The organism is Bacillus songklensis (genome assembly GCF_042649685.1).
Taxonomy (GTDB): domain Bacteria; phylum Bacillota; class Bacilli; order Bacillales; family Bacillaceae_H; genus Bacillus_BA; species Bacillus_BA songklensis.
The window spans coordinates 24,417-39,308 of sequence record NZ_JBHRZT010000044.1 but is presented as its reverse complement, the minus strand read 5'-3'; the positions used below and the strand labels follow the sequence as shown (position 1 = coordinate 39,308).

Here is a 14,892-nt window from a genome sequence, read left to right as displayed (position 1 = left end):
ATTCCTTTAAAAGCAATTTCAACCTGCGGGATCCTGGCTGGTCTTGACACTCCCAAACTGCATAAACGTGGAATTTGAGCTCCTTTGTAAACTTCTATCCAACTTTTTCTTCCACTTTTTTCATTTTTGAATATGATGAATGGAAGGCAAATATGGGAGGTGATTTTGAGATGGGCTTCTTTGGCGGTTATGGATACGGCTACCCTGGTTACGGATACGGCGGTGCTGGTTACGGCGGTTGTGGTTACGGCGGCGGCTTCGCATTGATTGTTGTATTGTTCATTCTCCTCATTATTGTAGGAGCAGTAATCTGGAGCTAGTAACGGTTCTTTAAGTCTAATTGTTTAAAAAGTTGCTGTAAAATATCCTCTTTAAGTATCCGCGTATGCTGATTTTCCTTCTCATATTCTCTATCCATGAAGAGCTAATCCATGCTTAAGGGGCTATCGAGATTATTCGACAGCCCTTTTCAGCATTTTTATGTGAACATTTCCATCATGTTAAAAACGCTTCTTGACATTTCGATTTTGGTGAACAGGTCTTTTTTTCGGTCTAAATTCCTCTTTTTTTCTCTCGTCTACAAGCTGTCCCCCATATAAAACCTTTTGCTGTACAGTGATGCCCAATTCACGGGCATATTGTTTCAATACACGTTCTTCTCGTTCGGTCACAAGAGAGATGACTGTCCCTGTTGCCCCTTGCCTTCCTGTACGTCCCGAGCGGTGAACATATTGTTTTATATCTTTCGGAAAATCCACATGGATGACATGGGTCAATCCTTTAATATCAAGGCCTCTTGCCGCCACATCGGTCGCAAGCAGCAGCGGAGATTTGCCAGTTCGGAAGTTTTTCAATGCCGCTGCACGCTCTTCTTTCTTGGATTCTCCATGAAGAACGCCTGGAGCGATCCCTTTATACTGCAGTTTTTCCTTCGTTACCGTCAAATTCCCGATATCCCGAATGAATGCCAATGCCTTGAAAGAATCCACATGTAAAAGCTTTCGCAGCATATCCAGCTTTTCTCTTTGGTCACAAACAATATAAAGATGCTCTACCTTTGATGGTGGCATATCCTCCTTTGTCATTTTCACGATTTCGGGCTGGTTCATCAATTCGCGGGCAATTGTCTCAGTAGTTTCAGGAAGCGTCGCTGAGAACAGAACAATTTGACGGTCAGCCATCGTAGCCTTCACGATGTTTTTCACCGTCTGTAAATGCTCCGGTACAAGCAATTGATCACCTTCATCGAGTGCAACGATCTTAACTTCATGCATTTTAAGCTTTTTCATTTTGATCAATTCATCAATGCGACCAGGTGTGCCAACGACGACATGCGGCGCTTTTTTTAGTTTTTCAAGCTGTCTTTTCACATTTGCTCCACCGATCAACGATGTATTGGTAATTCCGCTTCCCTCTGACCATTCTTGAATCACCTGCAAAATCTGCATGACCAGTTCGCGTGACGGTGCCACAATGATGGCTTGTGTGTTCTGCTTATCAGGATTGATCTTTTCTAATAAAGGAAGTAAATAGGTAATCGTCTTTCCCGTTCCCGTCGGGGATTCGGCCATGACATCTTTTCCTTCTAAAATCAAAGGAATGGCTTTTTCTTGAATCGCTGTTGCGCTCTCAAACCCTGCCTTTTTCCAGGCTTCCTGCAGAAATGGTTTCATGTTGGTTAAAAACTGTGACATGTACGTCTCCTTTGTCTATCAAAATTTCAAATTTTCACTGTATATTATATAAATCCATTTTCATTTTTCGACATCAGCTTTGGCTTTTTAAGCTACTTACAGTTTTTCTGTCTTTACATCTTGAATAGGCTGAAAAGGTGAAAATCTGACACGGCTGCTTTTTGCCATGTCGGATTTTCAATATGGATTTATATAGCCTAAAGTAAACTCCATCAAAATTATAACCTATTGAGCTGTTTCCGTTTCATTTTTTTCTTTTTGTTCGGCCTCTTTTAGAGTGGGACCCGGCAGATTTTGAAGGAGTTCGATAGACCGCTTTGGAACCGGTTCCTCTTCGTTTCGCTCTTTTCGTTTCTTCAGGTTTCTCTGTTTTCCCATGTCGGCCATTGTCCTTTTGAACGGAAGGACCTTCAATCTTTTTTCTTTTGATGGATGTATTGATTCCTTTTTCAATTAATTGCAAATGCATCCGGTCTTTCGGTGCAACAAATGTCACGGCTATCCCCTTGCCGCCCGCTCTCCCCGTACGGCCGATTCGATGAATGTAGCTTTCGACATCTTGTGGGATGTCATAGTTAAAGATATGTGTCACTCCTTCAACATCCAATCCTCTTGATGCCACATCGGTCGCAATTAAAAATTGGATTTCCGCCTCACGAAAACGATTCATCACTTGTTCCCGCTTTGACTGTGATAAATCACCGTGAAGCTCATCACAGTTATACCCGAGAGCTTTCAACGCTTCATTCAGCTTGCCCACTCTACGCTTTGTGCGGCAGAAGATGATCGCCAAAAAAGGACGATATACATCCATCATGTGACACAGCGCTTCTTGCTTTGCCCGGTCCGTCGTTTCAATGACGATTTGTTTAATCTCTTCTATAATCGTTTGGCTTCCCGCCACTTTTATATTTTGAGGGTGCTTCATATGCCGGTGTGCCAATGTACGAATCTCGTCAGGCATCGTAGCGGAAAATAACATCATTTGGCGATTGGACGACGTTTGGTGAATAATTTCTTCCACTTCTCCTAAAAAGCCAATATGAAGCATTTGATCTGCTTCATCAAGAACGAGCATTGATACGACAGAAAGATTGATGGTTCCGCGCCTCAAATGATCGAGCAGGCGGCCTGGAGTCCCAATGATGATATGTATATTTCCTTCCAGCTTTTTGATTTGCTTTTCCACATCTTGTCCGCCGTAAACAGGCAGTACATGAATATCATTTCGATGGCTAAGCAGCTTATGCACTTCTTCTGTAATTTGCAATGCCAGCTCACGTGTGGGTGTGATGATGAGCGCTTGTACAGACGGGTTTGATGTTTCGATTTTCTGTAAAATCGGCAAGATAAAAGCTAACGTTTTCCCTGTTCCTGTTTGAGCCTGCGCGATTACATCTTTCCCTGTCAGCACAACCGGAATGGTTTTTTCTTGAATGGGAGTGGGCTCTGCAATTCCATTGACTCTGAGTGCCTTAGCTAGTTCAGCTTGAATACCTACTGTTAAAAAGTCCGGCAAGATTCTGCCTCCCTTACTTTTATTGAAGAATGATCATGAACATTCATCGTAAGCTTTCACGTTTTTTTCTGTCAAGACAATCCCTGAAAAATATATGAATCCACACAAATAATTTGATATGGCTAAAGAGCATCTTCTATATCAAATTATTTGTGCATTATGTAGCGTTTGTGATTTGATGGTGGAACATGCACTGCCCGTACGAATCTTCTTGATCTTTTTGTAATGGTTGGTTCTTATTTATCACATAGAAATTTTAATCGTTCACCATATTTTTTGAAATAGAGCTTATAAAATCAATGATACGGAATAAACTAAGCACGGATTGAGTATATGACAGCCTCAATACCCTACACACGCCTATACGAAAGGACGATGACAAAGATGAAAAAATGGCTTCTGATGTTAACAGCAACATTCTTGTCCGCTTTCATGCTGGCAGCTTGCAACAACAATGATCAAGAGCCGCCTCCCCAGGAAGAGCAAAACCAGGACGATAGAAATGGCGGCACGGATACTGACACTAATAACGACAATATGGATAACGACACCAATGGTGATAATGACGATGACAATCTAAATACTAACATGCTGGATGACGATCCGGATAACAATATCTTGGATAACGATAATGATAACAATATCCTGGATAATGATAATGATAACAATATCCTGGATAACGATAATGATAACAATATCCTGGATAACGATATCCTGGATAATGATAATGATAATGATAACAACAACGGCAATGTAGATGATGACGGAATCATCGATGATGATGACCGTAACAATCGGTAAATAAATACAAGAAGAGGGTGCCCCTAAAAGCGCTGAAAGACATGCTTTTGGGGATACCCTCTCCTGAGCTTATGAACTGATAACACCTTTTCTGGTAAAATCCTGAATCATTTTTTGGAGATGTTTATGTCCATCCCTTAACTTTAAAGACTCATTCATAATCTTTTGAAAATCTTCCAAATCTTTATCTGAAGCGCTCAATAGAGTTCTAGGAAGTCCTTCAGCTAACTGTTGCAGTGTCAATTCCCTAATCACCATACAACTCTCACCTTCCATTCGATTTTTTGAACTCTCTGTCTCGTCTAATGTTCCTTTAGGCTGTAATCTACTTGATTCGGTTTGCATCGTCTTGGTCAAAACGCTCCGACCTCCTCAGTATAATAATTTTCCAAAGACAAAGAATTCCCTGCTTTCAATTAATAAATTTTGATAATTCTAAAAATTAATCGAACAATCCTAAAAAAGAGAAAAGGCGATACCTCAATCGCCTTTTCTCCCCGCTTATTCCCTGTTGAAATTAATTGTCGCCCATCGAATTGGGTTCTACTTCTTCTCCGCTCTTTAGATCAATGACATGCGTCTTATTTTTCGGTGTTGGAATGGTTTTGCTTTCTGGTGCTTGCTTTTTGTTTTCAACCCAATCGACTAGTAAATCAAACGCCTGATGAGCATACGGAAGGAGCGGCTGAACTTCTTGCTTTGGATCTGTAGCAGGATTCCAAACAAGACTATCTACATGGTTGCCTTTTTCAATCGTATAAAGGCGGTGTAAATGGCCCTTGCCCGCCTTCGTCACCAGCTTTTGATATGGCTTCGCATGAACCGATGGGAAAATGAGTGAATCCCACGAGCCGGTTATACTAATAAGCGGAACATCAATATCTCCTGTATTTTCAATCTTTTCTACATTTTCTTTCACGCTATTGGGACGGTTGAAGTAATTATAGTCTTTAAAAATCGAGTCATATGAGCGATTACGAACACCGTCCACAATGTTTAAATAGTTGCGCCAATCAATATGATTAGGAGCTTCTGGATCAAGCTCATCCCGATAAATATTCAATGTCACGAACCAATAAAATTGGTCATGATAACTCCAAAGCTTTTCAGAGCCTTTCGGCAGTCCTGCTTTATATATTTCTCTTAGCGCTTTCTGTTTTTCCTTTCCTTTGCCGTAAAGGGCCTTTTCTGCGTTATTAACAACCGGTGTTAACGAGCTGATCAAGTTCGGTTCGTTCGCTCTCCATAACACACCTTCCCAGTCAACCCCGCCGTCAAATAAAGCCGGTTCTCCGGTCTTTTTTGGTCCATCATGTTCAAGCGCATAGCGAACAACATAACCGCCGTTTGAAATTCCCATCGCATATGTCGGCACTTTATGATGTTTCGTAATCAATTTTCTGGCTGGGTTATGTTTATCATCAGCTTTAATGAGCTTTTGAGGATAGTTTTTAATGAGGTAGTTTTGGGCTGCTTTCGTTACTTGTCTGAACCGCTCATTCCATTCTATGATACTATCATCTTCAGATACGAGCGCATTCTTGACTTTCGCAAATGGATCGTCCGGATCGCTTTCTCCCTGTGTTCCTTTATCGATTGCCGCAAATGCGTAGCCCTTTGCCAGTACGAAATCGCTAAATAACAAATCAGTTGATGTTTCGTTACGGGTTGCCGGGATTCCTGCCACCACTAATTTACCGTTCCAGTTATCGGGCACACGAATAACGAACTTGGCGTCATCAAACATGCCGTTCACTTGGACACCCGTTACCTCGGCCGGCTTGTACATGTGATGCCAACCGCTCCCTGCTTTTGGATCACCCCAGTTATACGGAGCGAGTCCTATATTCCCGTAAACAGTAGCTGCTGCAAACTGTGCTGGATTTTTTGTTGTCAGCCAATTTCCGTCTTTTCCATCAAACTTTGTTACTATCACATTATCCGCCTCCTTTATGACGTTGGAAGAGGAAGCAAAAGCAGTTGTCTGCAGCACATTGGGAGCTGCAACAGGAAACAATAATGCAGATGCCGTGGCTAGAGCCATAAACCTTTTTTTGAACAAAACCATCCCTCCGAATCCGGTAATTCTTTTAAAGGAAAACGCTTTCATTTTGTTGTGGTGAAATCAAAGTGAAAAAACGTCGCCTCCCCCCATCTTATAGCTCATGACTAGAAAAACAAGGATTTACAAAGTTTTATAACAAGTAAAATTTTACCAAACAAAACAAAGGGCAAACAACCTTCTTTTTTCCTATATTTATTAAAGAGGATTGGATCCGATACGAAACTGCAATAAGATTTGCGCTTTAGCACAAGTTCAACATAGTATTGCGCAGTCAATTGCAGGACAGTTAGAGAGCAAGATTGTACTCACATTGTTCCAATCTATCATTTATCTGACCAAAGAAGAATAAAAAAGCGCCGGGTTTCCCCGAACGCTTTTCGATGACAATGAAATAAATCCTTAACGTCCCTTCAAATATCTCTCATATAACTGATAGATTGCAGATAATCCAACTAACCAGTATACAAGATTAATAAGGGATGAAACGGATGCAAACACTTCTTCTACAAGGTTAAAGCCTAGAGCCACAAATAACCAGTTAAGCCCACCTATGATGAGCAAAATGCTTGTGAATAATGATAGGAATCTCATGATGCCACCTCCCGGCTACTTTGTAAACGTCTCCTTATATAGTATGTTTCTCTGTCCCCTCTTGCTAATAAGCTAAAAAAATTCCGCCTTTTTTACTATTAGAAAGAAGAAAATCAAAATCATCATACATATAAAAAAACAGATAGAGGATTTTTTCATCTCCTCTATCCGTTAGAGCCGAATAAAATAAAAGCTTCTCATGTTAATATTCCTTCCTTGCTTCTTGCCGTTGTTGATTGTTCCCTTTTTATTACCCATTTATAGTTTAGTGAGCATGTTAGGATAGAAGAAATGGCTGAAACAACCATTAACGAAAAAATAATGAAGATTTGGTACTTTACAGACTCAAATGGATCTCCACCCGCTAGAATCATTCCTGTCATCGTTCCTGGTATTTGGACCAATCCCACTGTTTTTAAACTATCAATGGTAGGAATCATGGCAACTTTTGCCGCATTTTTCTTTAATTCATTTTCTTGTAGTGATCCGCTTTCTTTTTTCATCGTTTCTAATACGACCGCACTAGCCACCATTGCTGAGCCGATAAACATGCCGCCGATTGGGATTAAATATTGCGCTTTAAGCGGTACAATCGAAAACAGCAGCCAAATCCCGATAAAAAAGGAGACCGTAGTAAAAATTGAGATAAACACAACTAAAAACGACCTTCTTCGTTCAATCCCTCTCCTTGAGGAATTAACGGAAGCAATTACAATCATGGCGAGTATGTAACCGAAAACAGCAAATAAGTTTTTAAAAGAAAAAAGATAAGAGACAAACACTCCTAATAATAAAAGTTGCACAAATCCCCTGATAGACGAAAAGAATATGTCTTTTCCCAAACCTAGCTTTTGATAATAAGATATGAGAATCGGAACAAAGATCAATAATAAGATAAGCAACAATGCCATGTTACCAATGTGCTGCATACCATCATTCCCTTCATGTAAAAAATCCTCTATGATGACAACAAGCGCTGACTATATTATGATATAGGAAAAACAACTTGTACAACGATGCGCATCATTAGTTATGAAAAAAGCCCTTAATAAGTAAGTAACACTCCACAACCCCGCAATATACTTTACGATACTTTTACACAACCGTTACAAAGTTTTCCATGCTATCATGCTAAAATTAAAGAATAAAAGAATCATCAACACAGTATATAAATATGAGGTGACCTTCGTGATGAAACGCCCAAAGATTTTAATTTTGACAGCGGAGTACGGTAACGGACATGTACAAGTCGCCAACGTATTGAAAGAGCAATTTAACAAATACAACGTATCCGATGTGATCATATCAAGTATTTATGCCGAGTCCTATCCAACCCTTACTCCTATTTCCGAAACCATTTATCTCAAAAGCTTTACAACTGTTGGAAAACCGATTTACTCTCTTTGCTATCATGGAATTGAAAAAATTTATAATAAAAAAATTGCGAGATGGTTTGTTAACCTCGGCCGAAAACGCCTTTCGTATCTAGTCGAAACCGAAAAACCCGACGTTATTATCAATACCTTCCCTGTATTAGCCGTTTCTGAATTTCGCCGTCAAACAGGAATGAACATTCCCACCTTCAACATCATTACAGATTATTGTTTACATAAAACATGGGTTTCATCTGAAATTGATAAATATTACGTTGCTACCCAACATGTGAAAGAGGCCATTTGTCAACTAGGCATTTCTCCTTCGGTTGTAAAAGTATCAGGTATTCCAGTCCGTGCTCCCTTTGAACAATCCTTATCACCGTCATACTTATTTCAAAAATATAATCTAAATCCCTATAAGAAAACCATTCTCATGATGGCGGGGGCTTTCGGAGTCTTAAAAAATTTAAATAAGATTTGTGAAACACTTTTAATGAATAATGATTGTCAGTTAGTCATTGTTTGTGGAAAAAACAAGAAACTAAAAACAGAACTCGAAGTGTTGCGTACTAAATTTAAAAACAAATTACATGTTTACGGCTATGTGGAAAGAGTAGATGAATTGTTCCGCATCGCTTCATTCATGATTACAAAGCCTGGTGGTATCACATTGACTGAAGCAACAGCTATCGGGGTACCTGTCATTTTATACAAACCGACTCCCGGCCAAGAAAAAGGGAATGCCATCTATTTTGAACATCAAAACGGGGCAGTCGTCACTCAACGGTTCGGTGACATTTTCAAAGCAGCCTCTCATTTATTGAATAATGATCATGATTTAGAACGAATGAAACGCTCTATCCATTCCATTCATCAGCCGAACGCTGCTAAAACGATTGTAGAAGACGTTCTTCAAACAATATATGCAGGCGAGAAACGGCTGTACAGAAAAATTTTTTATTGAAAAAAGCCAGCGGTCTAGACCTCTGGCTTTTTCGTCCAATTATAACTCCATTATCTCCCCCGATGCTATCACTTTCACTTCCGCTTGGGATGATTCCGCTTTTTGTTTGACTCTGTGGATGCCATCATCTTCTCCCCTTTACGTCGTCTGTAATTGTTCTTCCTGGATAAAACTTCATGTTCTCATCAAGCAGATCTTCTTTAGCAGTCAAGGAATCCACTTGAATTTTAAACACGACTACCTTGCTTCTCATAGATGAACGATATGTTTCCACATGTTTTTTCGATAAAGGTGCTTGATAGTAACCTGGAACATATTTATCTAATAAATATTGTAATGCTTTTGTCGCTTCGTCTATGTCTTCAACTTGTTTTACTTTGCCAAACATCATGACACTAAAATAAGCAGTACCTACTTCAGCGGGAACAGGATGAGCCATTGTTCCAAAGTCTTCGCTGACTGTAAAGCAGACCGTTTCGTTTTTTTTCATCATGTCATTTTTTCGTCCTGCATTCGCCCCATGAAAATAAACGCAGCCGTCTGCATATACGAAATTAAGCGGTACGACATATGGGTGATTCCCTTCACACAATCCCAAATAACCTATTTTTGTACATGCTAGGAACCGTTCAATCTTTCCTGTGTCCTGGCATTCCTTCATGCTTCGTCTCATCGTTATCATTTATTTACTCTCCTCTGTCTTTTTGTTATGCTCATTTTATGAACATTTTGACCTTTCGAAAAGTGACAGTTTTATTTTTTTTGTCAGGGTCAGAAGGAGGAACGCATGCACATTTTATCTCCACAATTATCTAAGGAACATTCGCTGCCTTTATATGTCCAGCTTTACGAGCAAATCAAGCATGATATTATAAACAAAAGCTTGCCAGTAGGAAGTAAGCTTCCATCCATACGTGATTTATCCAAGCATTTGCGAATCAGCCGAAATACAGTTGAAACCGCCTATCAGCAACTGCTCGCAGAAGGATATATTACAAGCAGGCCAAAAAGCGGGATGTATGTAAAAGAGCTGGAGTTGGATGTGCTCCAGCAAGAAACCAAACCATTCCCTTATCAACATACAAAAAACACTCCCATTTTGGATGGTCCGGAAATAGATTTTGAGTATGGGAGCATTGATATGAATGCTTTTCCTATGAAACTATGGAAAAAGTACAGCAACCAGGCCTACAAACAAGAAATGGAAGAAGCGAAATCATACGGCCATCACAAGGGGGAAAATCATTTACGTCGGGAAATAGCCCGCTATTTATATCATGCAAGGGGTGTGCGATGCTCGGCAGAACAAATCATCATTACATCCGGCACCCAACATTCCCTGAACCTGCTTTGTGAAACGGTATTCAAAAATTGTGACCAGTTCGCCATCGAAAATCCCGGATATGACCGTGCCCGTTATATTTTTGAAAACCACCGTTTCATGGTCACGCCCATTTCGCTTGATGAGGATGGTCTTTGTACAGATGACCTTCGAAACAGTAACGCAAAAATTGTTTATGTAACCCCCTCCCATCAGTATCCGTGCGGAATGGTGATGCCGTTTAAGCGGCGCCTTGAGCTGTTGCAATGGGCCGGCGAAACAAATGGTTATATCATTGAAGATGATTATGATGGAGAGTTTCGTTATGAAGGAAGACCGATTCCGGCATTAAAGGAATTGGATCAGCATGACAAGATTATTTATTTAGGAACCTTTTCCAAAATGCTGCTTCCATCGCTGCGTATCAGTTATATCGTCTTACCTCCCCGTCTCCTCCAATCGTACAGTGCAGCGTTCGAAGCATACATACCGACTGTACCGAGGGTCATCCAAAACACACTCTATTATTTTATGAGAGACGGTGAGTGGGATCGGCATGTTCGCCGAATGAGACTGCTTTATCAAAAGAAACATAGTGTATTAGTTAATGCTTTAACAAAACATTTAGAAGAAGCAGCAGAAATCGTAGGAGAGAAAGCCGGACTGCACTTATTGATCAAAGTGAATAGCCAGCTCGGGGAACAAGCACTCATTGAAATGGCTGCAGCCGCGGGAGTGAGGGTATACTCAATTGAAAAATACCGAATACAGCAGAGTACGGACGGAAAACCGTTGCTTTTGCTCGGCTTCAGCAAAATGCCTATTGATCAAATCGAAGACGGAATCAAACGGTTGAAGGAGGCATGGTTTGCGTAACCCATTTCAACAAATGGTCTCTTCTCAAATATGGACTCTGTCATATTTTTACTCCTAAAGTGATGATTGGCTAATACACCCTTTAAAGTCTGAACAATCCTTGGCCAGGTTAAAAATAAGAAGGTGACTCACCTCGATTTTTCAGATTATTTATCTTTTTTTGACTACTTTTGTCGCAATCATTGATTTTTATAAAGGATGTATTAAACTAATGTAAAGATAATGTAAATATTACATTTATAATCTTGACAGCAGAAGGAGGTATACACTATGAAAATGACTGAGTATTGCGGTAATTTCGAGCATTCGATTTTACAATTCATTTTTCACTTAACAAATGATATTCGTGAAAAAATTCAACAGAAGAAACTATTTTATAGAGAGCAAATCGTTCGCTATGCAGAAAAACAGCTTGATTTCTTTTTTAAAGCATACCATTTAAAAAGTGCCATTTTGAATGCTTACAAACAAGAGGCTTATAACACGATGATGTTTAAACTAAAAAACATTTTAAAGGAGAATAACATTTTCCAATGTGTATAGAAGCTGCCATTACGTAAAAAGAGAACTTTACTCTTACTCTAAGCGAAAAGTGAAGTTCTCTTTTATATTTATTCCTGCTCCTTTGGATATGCTAAAATCCCGTATAACAAAATCTCCGTCATTTCCTTTGCCAATATGCTCTCATCTTTTTTGCCGGGAATCAGCCATTTGAATGTAAACCGCTCAAACATGCCGATCATACAGTCTGCCACCGTGTCGGGGACAAGTTCCTCCCTCAAGTGTCCTGCTCCCTGGTTTCACAGAACATTTCGGATTAACACCTGATAAATCGCCTCTTTTATCCCTTCAGATTCATTCGCTTCCAAAAAGGCAGTTTTCGTAAATCGGGTACGGAAGCTAAATGGAATATAATGGTTGATATGTTCAGTAAACTATAGTAAAGCTAACTTATAAGTTAGTTTTTGGATAAGAGGAGGGAGGAAAATGGTTCGTTTATCTTAAACTTTAACATAGCTTTTCAAAAATCGTTCTTTTCGGTCGTGTAAGCATACGTCCTCAACTTATGGGCAATTAAAATTCAATGCCTTTTACCGCTGGAATCCCCTCATTGTAATAATGTTTGACAGGGTTCATTTCTGTCACCAAGTCTGCCATGTCTTTTATTTCAGGTTTAGCTGAACGCCCTGTAATGACCAGATGCATCGATGGTAGGCGATTATTGATTACATCCATTACTTCTTCAAATGGAAGAACGTCGTCAATTGGAAACTTGTCAATGGCAAGGGCGTTGTTTAATTCGTCTAAAATCACAACATCATATTGGCCTGATGCCATTTTTTCTTTTGTGAACATCCAGGCTTTTTTCAACGCCTCTCTATGCTCCTCGGGCGTTTTGGTCCATGTAAAACCTGCACCTGTTTGATACATTTCGATTCCTATTTGATCAAACATGATTTTCTCTCCATATGTACGTTCAGGAGACTTGATGAATTGGATGATGAGCACTTTTTTTCCCCGTCCTTTTGCTCTCAAGGCCAGGCCAAGGGCAGCGGTTGTTTTTCCTTTTCCGTCCCCTGTATAAACGAGCAAAAGTCCTTTCTTTTCAGCCATTTTTCTTCCCCCTTTTTACAGCCATGTTGTTTTTTCCTCAAACGGAGTCCGTTTTGGGCCTTTCACATTTTCCCCTGATTCATGATCCGGATAACCGATGAATACTTCCATAACAGTCATAACTTCTCTCCTTCTCTTTCATAACTGCCTCTGATCACTCTTTTTCTAACTTTGTCTTGTGCTCGAGCAGTAACTTTGATTCTTCAAACCACTGTATTTTCTCTCTTAGGCCGACCACTTCTCCTACTAGAACAATGGCTGGATGAGCGATTCCTTCGCGTTTTACTTTCTCCTCAATATCCTCTAAATTTCCGCTCACGGTTCGCTGGCGGTTCGTTGTTCCCCATTCAATGACAGCCGCTTTTGTATATGGACTCTTGCCATGTTCAATAAGCTGTGTACAAATATGTTTGAGATTTCCAATCCCCATATAAAAAACAATCGTATCGCTTCCTTTAGCAAGCGCGTCCCAATTTAAATCATCCTGTTCTTTTTCCTTTCTGCCATGGCCGGTCACAATTGTAACGGAGGATGCATAATCACGATGGGTGACTGGAATCCCGGCATATGCCGGTGCTGCAATACCTGAGGTGATACCTGGAACAATTTCAAACGGAATCCCTTGCTCTGCCAGCACTTCCGCCTCTTCCCCCACTCTGCCGAACACGCACGGATCACCGCCCTTCAACCTTGTGACCACTTTTCCAGCCAAAGCTTTTTCAACTAAAAGTTCATTGATTTTTTCCTGGATCAGCTCGTGTTTCCCCGGCAATTTCCCGCAGTAAATCAATTCTGCATCTTTTTTGGCATAATTTAATAATTCCTCGTTCACAAGGCGATCGTAAGCAATAACATCCGCCTTTTGAATGCATTCCATCCCGTACACCGTGATGAGCTTCGGATCACCGGGCCCTGCTCCAACTAGATACACTTTTCCTTTATTCATCTACCTTCCCGCCTTTCGGGTATCACTCCATAAAACATTTCTACCTTTTGTCATATTGACTAAACAACCCTCTTATTCCTTATTTGAGATTCCTGCTGAGGAGAAGGTTGCCATTTCTCGTACCATTAATGATGCTGAATGCAAAATGGGAAAAGCAACGGCTGCTCCGCTTCCTTCTCCCAACCGCAAGCCTAAATCGATAAGAGGCTTTTTCCCTAACAATTGAATGGCTGCTTCATGACCGGGCTCCATTGAGCGATGCCCTACAATCATGTAATCAGCCGCCCGGCTTGAAATCATTTTTGCGACTACTGCCGCTGTTGTACAAATAAAGCCGTCCACGAGAATCGGGATGCGGCTGTTGGCTCCGGCAAGCATGGCACCTGCAATCCCCGCAATTTCAAGGCCCCCTATTTTAGAAAGGATATCAATCGGATCACTGACATCCGGTTTTCTTTCATGAAGGGCTTTCTCAATAACCTGCTGTTTATGAATCATGGTGTCTACAGAAATGCCGGTTCCCTGTCCTACAAGGTCCGCAACGCTTTTTCCGCTGATGGCAGCAAGGATGGCACTGCTTGTTGTTGTGTTGCCAATTCCCATTTCCCCCAGAATGAGGCACTTTGCCCCCTTTTGAATCATTTCTTTCCCCTGTTTATAACCGATCTCGATCGCTTTGATCGCTTCTTCTTCCGACATTGCATTCTCTTTGCAAAAGTTGGCTGTTCCATAGCGAACTTTTGCACGGGTCAGCCCTTCTCCATCAATGTCAGAGGCAACGCCAATATCAACAATTCGCAAATGCGCATTAATTTGTTTACTGAACACATTGATGGCTGCGCCGCCGTTCAAAAAGTTCCGTACCATCTGTCCGGTGACCTCTTGAGGAAAAGCAGAAACTCCTTCAGCTGTCACGCCGTGATCTGCTGCAAACACGATTACTCCCGGCCTTGTCACCTGCGGGAATGGATCAGCGGTCATGCTGGCAAGTTCGATTGCCAGCTCTTCCAGCCTGCCAAGACTGCCAGGCGGCTTTGTTAATGTATCTATATAATCCGCAGCCATTTTTCCTTTCTCATCATCAAGTGCAGGAATGGATATAGATGGAAATGTTTTTGTCATAGC

General features: G+C 40.7%; 16 protein-coding genes. 5 read left to right on the top strand and 11 right to left on the bottom strand.

Going from position 1 to position 14,892, the window contains the following annotated elements; genetic code table 11:
- Positions 1-170 precede the first annotated feature (170 nt).
- A complete protein-coding gene (locus ACFOU2_RS10885; protein ID WP_377915100.1) occupies positions 171-320 on the top strand; it encodes a YjcZ family sporulation protein in 150 nt (49 codons plus the stop codon).
- Between the two features lie 180 nt (positions 321-500).
- Here the strand turns inward: ACFOU2_RS10885 and ACFOU2_RS10880 are convergent, their stop codons facing one another.
- Positions 501-1,694, bottom strand: a complete 1,194-nt coding sequence (locus ACFOU2_RS10880) for a DEAD/DEAH box helicase (RefSeq protein ID WP_377914990.1) — start codon at positions 1,692-1,694, stop codon at positions 501-503.
- 244 nt (positions 1,695-1,938) lie between these two features.
- Entirely contained in the window at positions 1,939-3,213 is a 1,275-nt protein-coding gene (locus ACFOU2_RS10875) for a DEAD/DEAH box helicase (RefSeq protein WP_377914988.1), read from the bottom strand.
- Between the two features lie 384 nt (positions 3,214-3,597).
- Here ACFOU2_RS10875 and ACFOU2_RS10870 point away from each other — a divergent pair, with 384 nt between their 5' ends.
- Positions 3,598-4,014: a hypothetical protein gene (locus tag ACFOU2_RS10870; RefSeq protein ID WP_377914986.1), complete on the top strand. Its 417-nt coding sequence runs from the start codon at positions 3,598-3,600 to the stop codon at positions 4,012-4,014.
- Between the two features lie 69 nt (positions 4,015-4,083).
- Here the strand turns inward: ACFOU2_RS10870 and ACFOU2_RS10865 are convergent, their stop codons facing one another.
- The 4 genes from ACFOU2_RS10865 to ACFOU2_RS10850 form a co-directional block, all read right to left on the bottom strand.
- Entirely contained in the window at positions 4,084-4,371 is a 288-nt protein-coding gene (locus tag ACFOU2_RS10865; protein ID WP_377914984.1) for a hypothetical protein, read from the bottom strand.
- A gap of 160 nt (positions 4,372-4,531) precedes the next feature.
- The gene (locus ACFOU2_RS10860; RefSeq protein ID WP_377914982.1) at positions 4,532-6,082 is read right to left on the bottom strand and encodes an alpha/beta hydrolase; all 1,551 of its coding nucleotides are present in this window, start codon (positions 6,080-6,082) and stop codon (positions 4,532-4,534) included.
- 396 nt (positions 6,083-6,478) lie between these two features.
- Complete coding sequence (locus tag ACFOU2_RS10855) at positions 6,479-6,670, bottom strand: DUF378 domain-containing protein (RefSeq protein WP_377914980.1); 192 nt, start codon at positions 6,668-6,670, stop codon at positions 6,479-6,481.
- A 197-nt stretch (positions 6,671-6,867) separates the two neighbouring features.
- A complete protein-coding gene (locus ACFOU2_RS10850; protein WP_377914978.1) occupies positions 6,868-7,599 on the bottom strand; it encodes an ABC transporter permease in 732 nt (243 codons plus the stop codon).
- Positions 7,600-7,861: 262 nt separating this feature from the next.
- Here ACFOU2_RS10850 and ACFOU2_RS10845 point away from each other — a divergent pair, with 262 nt between their 5' ends.
- Entirely contained in the window at positions 7,862-9,010 is a 1,149-nt protein-coding gene (locus ACFOU2_RS10845; RefSeq protein ID WP_377914976.1) for a diglucosyl diacylglycerol synthase, read from the top strand.
- A gap of 124 nt (positions 9,011-9,134) precedes the next feature.
- On the opposite strand, the gene ACFOU2_RS10840 is transcribed toward ACFOU2_RS10845, so the two are convergent.
- Entirely contained in the window at positions 9,135-9,692 is a 558-nt protein-coding gene (locus tag ACFOU2_RS10840; RefSeq protein ID WP_377914974.1) for a pyridoxamine 5'-phosphate oxidase family protein, read from the bottom strand.
- A 105-nt stretch (positions 9,693-9,797) separates the two neighbouring features.
- Here ACFOU2_RS10840 and pdxR point away from each other — a divergent pair, with 105 nt between their 5' ends.
- Together pdxR and ACFOU2_RS10830 are read left to right on the top strand one after the other, a co-directional pair.
- On the top strand, positions 9,798-11,207 hold the full coding sequence (pdxR, locus tag ACFOU2_RS10835) for a MocR-like pyridoxine biosynthesis transcription factor PdxR (RefSeq protein ID WP_377914972.1): 1,410 nt from the start codon (positions 9,798-9,800) through the stop codon (positions 11,205-11,207).
- Between the two features lie 270 nt (positions 11,208-11,477).
- Positions 11,478-11,750, top strand: a complete 273-nt coding sequence (locus ACFOU2_RS10830) for a hypothetical protein (protein ID WP_377914970.1) — start codon at positions 11,478-11,480, stop codon at positions 11,748-11,750.
- Between the two features lie 68 nt (positions 11,751-11,818).
- Here the strand turns inward: ACFOU2_RS10830 and ACFOU2_RS10825 are convergent, their stop codons facing one another.
- The 4 genes from ACFOU2_RS10825 to cobT all read right to left on the bottom strand — a co-directional run bounded on the left by ACFOU2_RS10825 (position 11,819) and on the right by cobT (position 14,889).
- Positions 11,819-11,989: a hypothetical protein gene (locus tag ACFOU2_RS10825; protein WP_377914968.1), complete on the bottom strand. Its 171-nt coding sequence runs from the start codon at positions 11,987-11,989 to the stop codon at positions 11,819-11,821.
- A gap of 292 nt (positions 11,990-12,281) precedes the next feature.
- On the bottom strand, positions 12,282-12,821 hold the full coding sequence (gene cobO, locus ACFOU2_RS10820) for a cob(I)yrinic acid a,c-diamide adenosyltransferase (RefSeq protein WP_377914966.1): 540 nt from the start codon (positions 12,819-12,821) through the stop codon (positions 12,282-12,284).
- A 154-nt stretch (positions 12,822-12,975) separates the two neighbouring features.
- Positions 12,976-13,767 (bottom strand): uroporphyrinogen-III C-methyltransferase, encoded by a 792-nt coding sequence (gene cobA, locus ACFOU2_RS10815; RefSeq protein WP_377914964.1) that lies wholly within the window; start codon positions 13,765-13,767, stop codon positions 12,976-12,978.
- A 72-nt stretch (positions 13,768-13,839) separates the two neighbouring features.
- On the bottom strand, positions 13,840-14,889 hold the full coding sequence (gene cobT, locus ACFOU2_RS10810; RefSeq protein ID WP_377914962.1) for a nicotinate-nucleotide--dimethylbenzimidazole phosphoribosyltransferase: 1,050 nt from the start codon (positions 14,887-14,889) through the stop codon (positions 13,840-13,842).
- Positions 14,890-14,892 lie beyond the last annotated feature (3 nt).

Excerpts from the sequence above, each read along its gene's own strand:
- ACFOU2_RS10885 (WP_377915100.1), top strand. The coding sequence starts at position 171 with ATGGGCTTCTTTGGCGGTTATGGATACGGCTACCCTGGTTACGGATAC.
- cobT (WP_377914962.1), bottom strand. The coding sequence starts at position 14,889 with ATGACAAAAACATTTCCATCTATATCCATTCCTGCACTTGATGATGAG.
- cobA (WP_377914964.1), bottom strand. The coding sequence starts at position 13,767 with ATGAATAAAGGAAAAGTGTATCTAGTTGGAGCAGGGCCCGGTGATCCG.
- ACFOU2_RS10870 (WP_377914986.1), top strand. The coding sequence starts at position 3,598 with ATGAAAAAATGGCTTCTGATGTTAACAGCAACATTCTTGTCCGCTTTC.
- pdxR (WP_377914972.1), top strand. The coding sequence starts at position 9,798 with ATGCACATTTTATCTCCACAATTATCTAAGGAACATTCGCTGCCTTTA.
- ACFOU2_RS10830 (WP_377914970.1), top strand. The coding sequence starts at position 11,478 with ATGAAAATGACTGAGTATTGCGGTAATTTCGAGCATTCGATTTTACAA.
- ACFOU2_RS10880 (WP_377914990.1), bottom strand. The coding sequence starts at position 1,694 with ATGTCACAGTTTTTAACCAACATGAAACCATTTCTGCAGGAAGCCTGG.
- ACFOU2_RS10860 (WP_377914982.1), bottom strand. The coding sequence starts at position 6,082 with ATGGTTTTGTTCAAAAAAAGGTTTATGGCTCTAGCCACGGCATCTGCA.
- ACFOU2_RS10855 (WP_377914980.1), bottom strand. The coding sequence starts at position 6,670 with ATGAGATTCCTATCATTATTCACAAGCATTTTGCTCATCATAGGTGGG.
- cobO (WP_377914966.1), bottom strand. The coding sequence starts at position 12,821 with ATGGCTGAAAAGAAAGGACTTTTGCTCGTTTATACAGGGGACGGAAAA.
- ACFOU2_RS10850 (WP_377914978.1), bottom strand. The coding sequence starts at position 7,599 with ATGCAGCACATTGGTAACATGGCATTGTTGCTTATCTTATTATTGATC.
- ACFOU2_RS10840 (WP_377914974.1), bottom strand. The coding sequence starts at position 9,692 with ATGATAACGATGAGACGAAGCATGAAGGAATGCCAGGACACAGGAAAG.
- ACFOU2_RS10845 (WP_377914976.1), top strand. The coding sequence starts at position 7,862 with ATGAAACGCCCAAAGATTTTAATTTTGACAGCGGAGTACGGTAACGGA.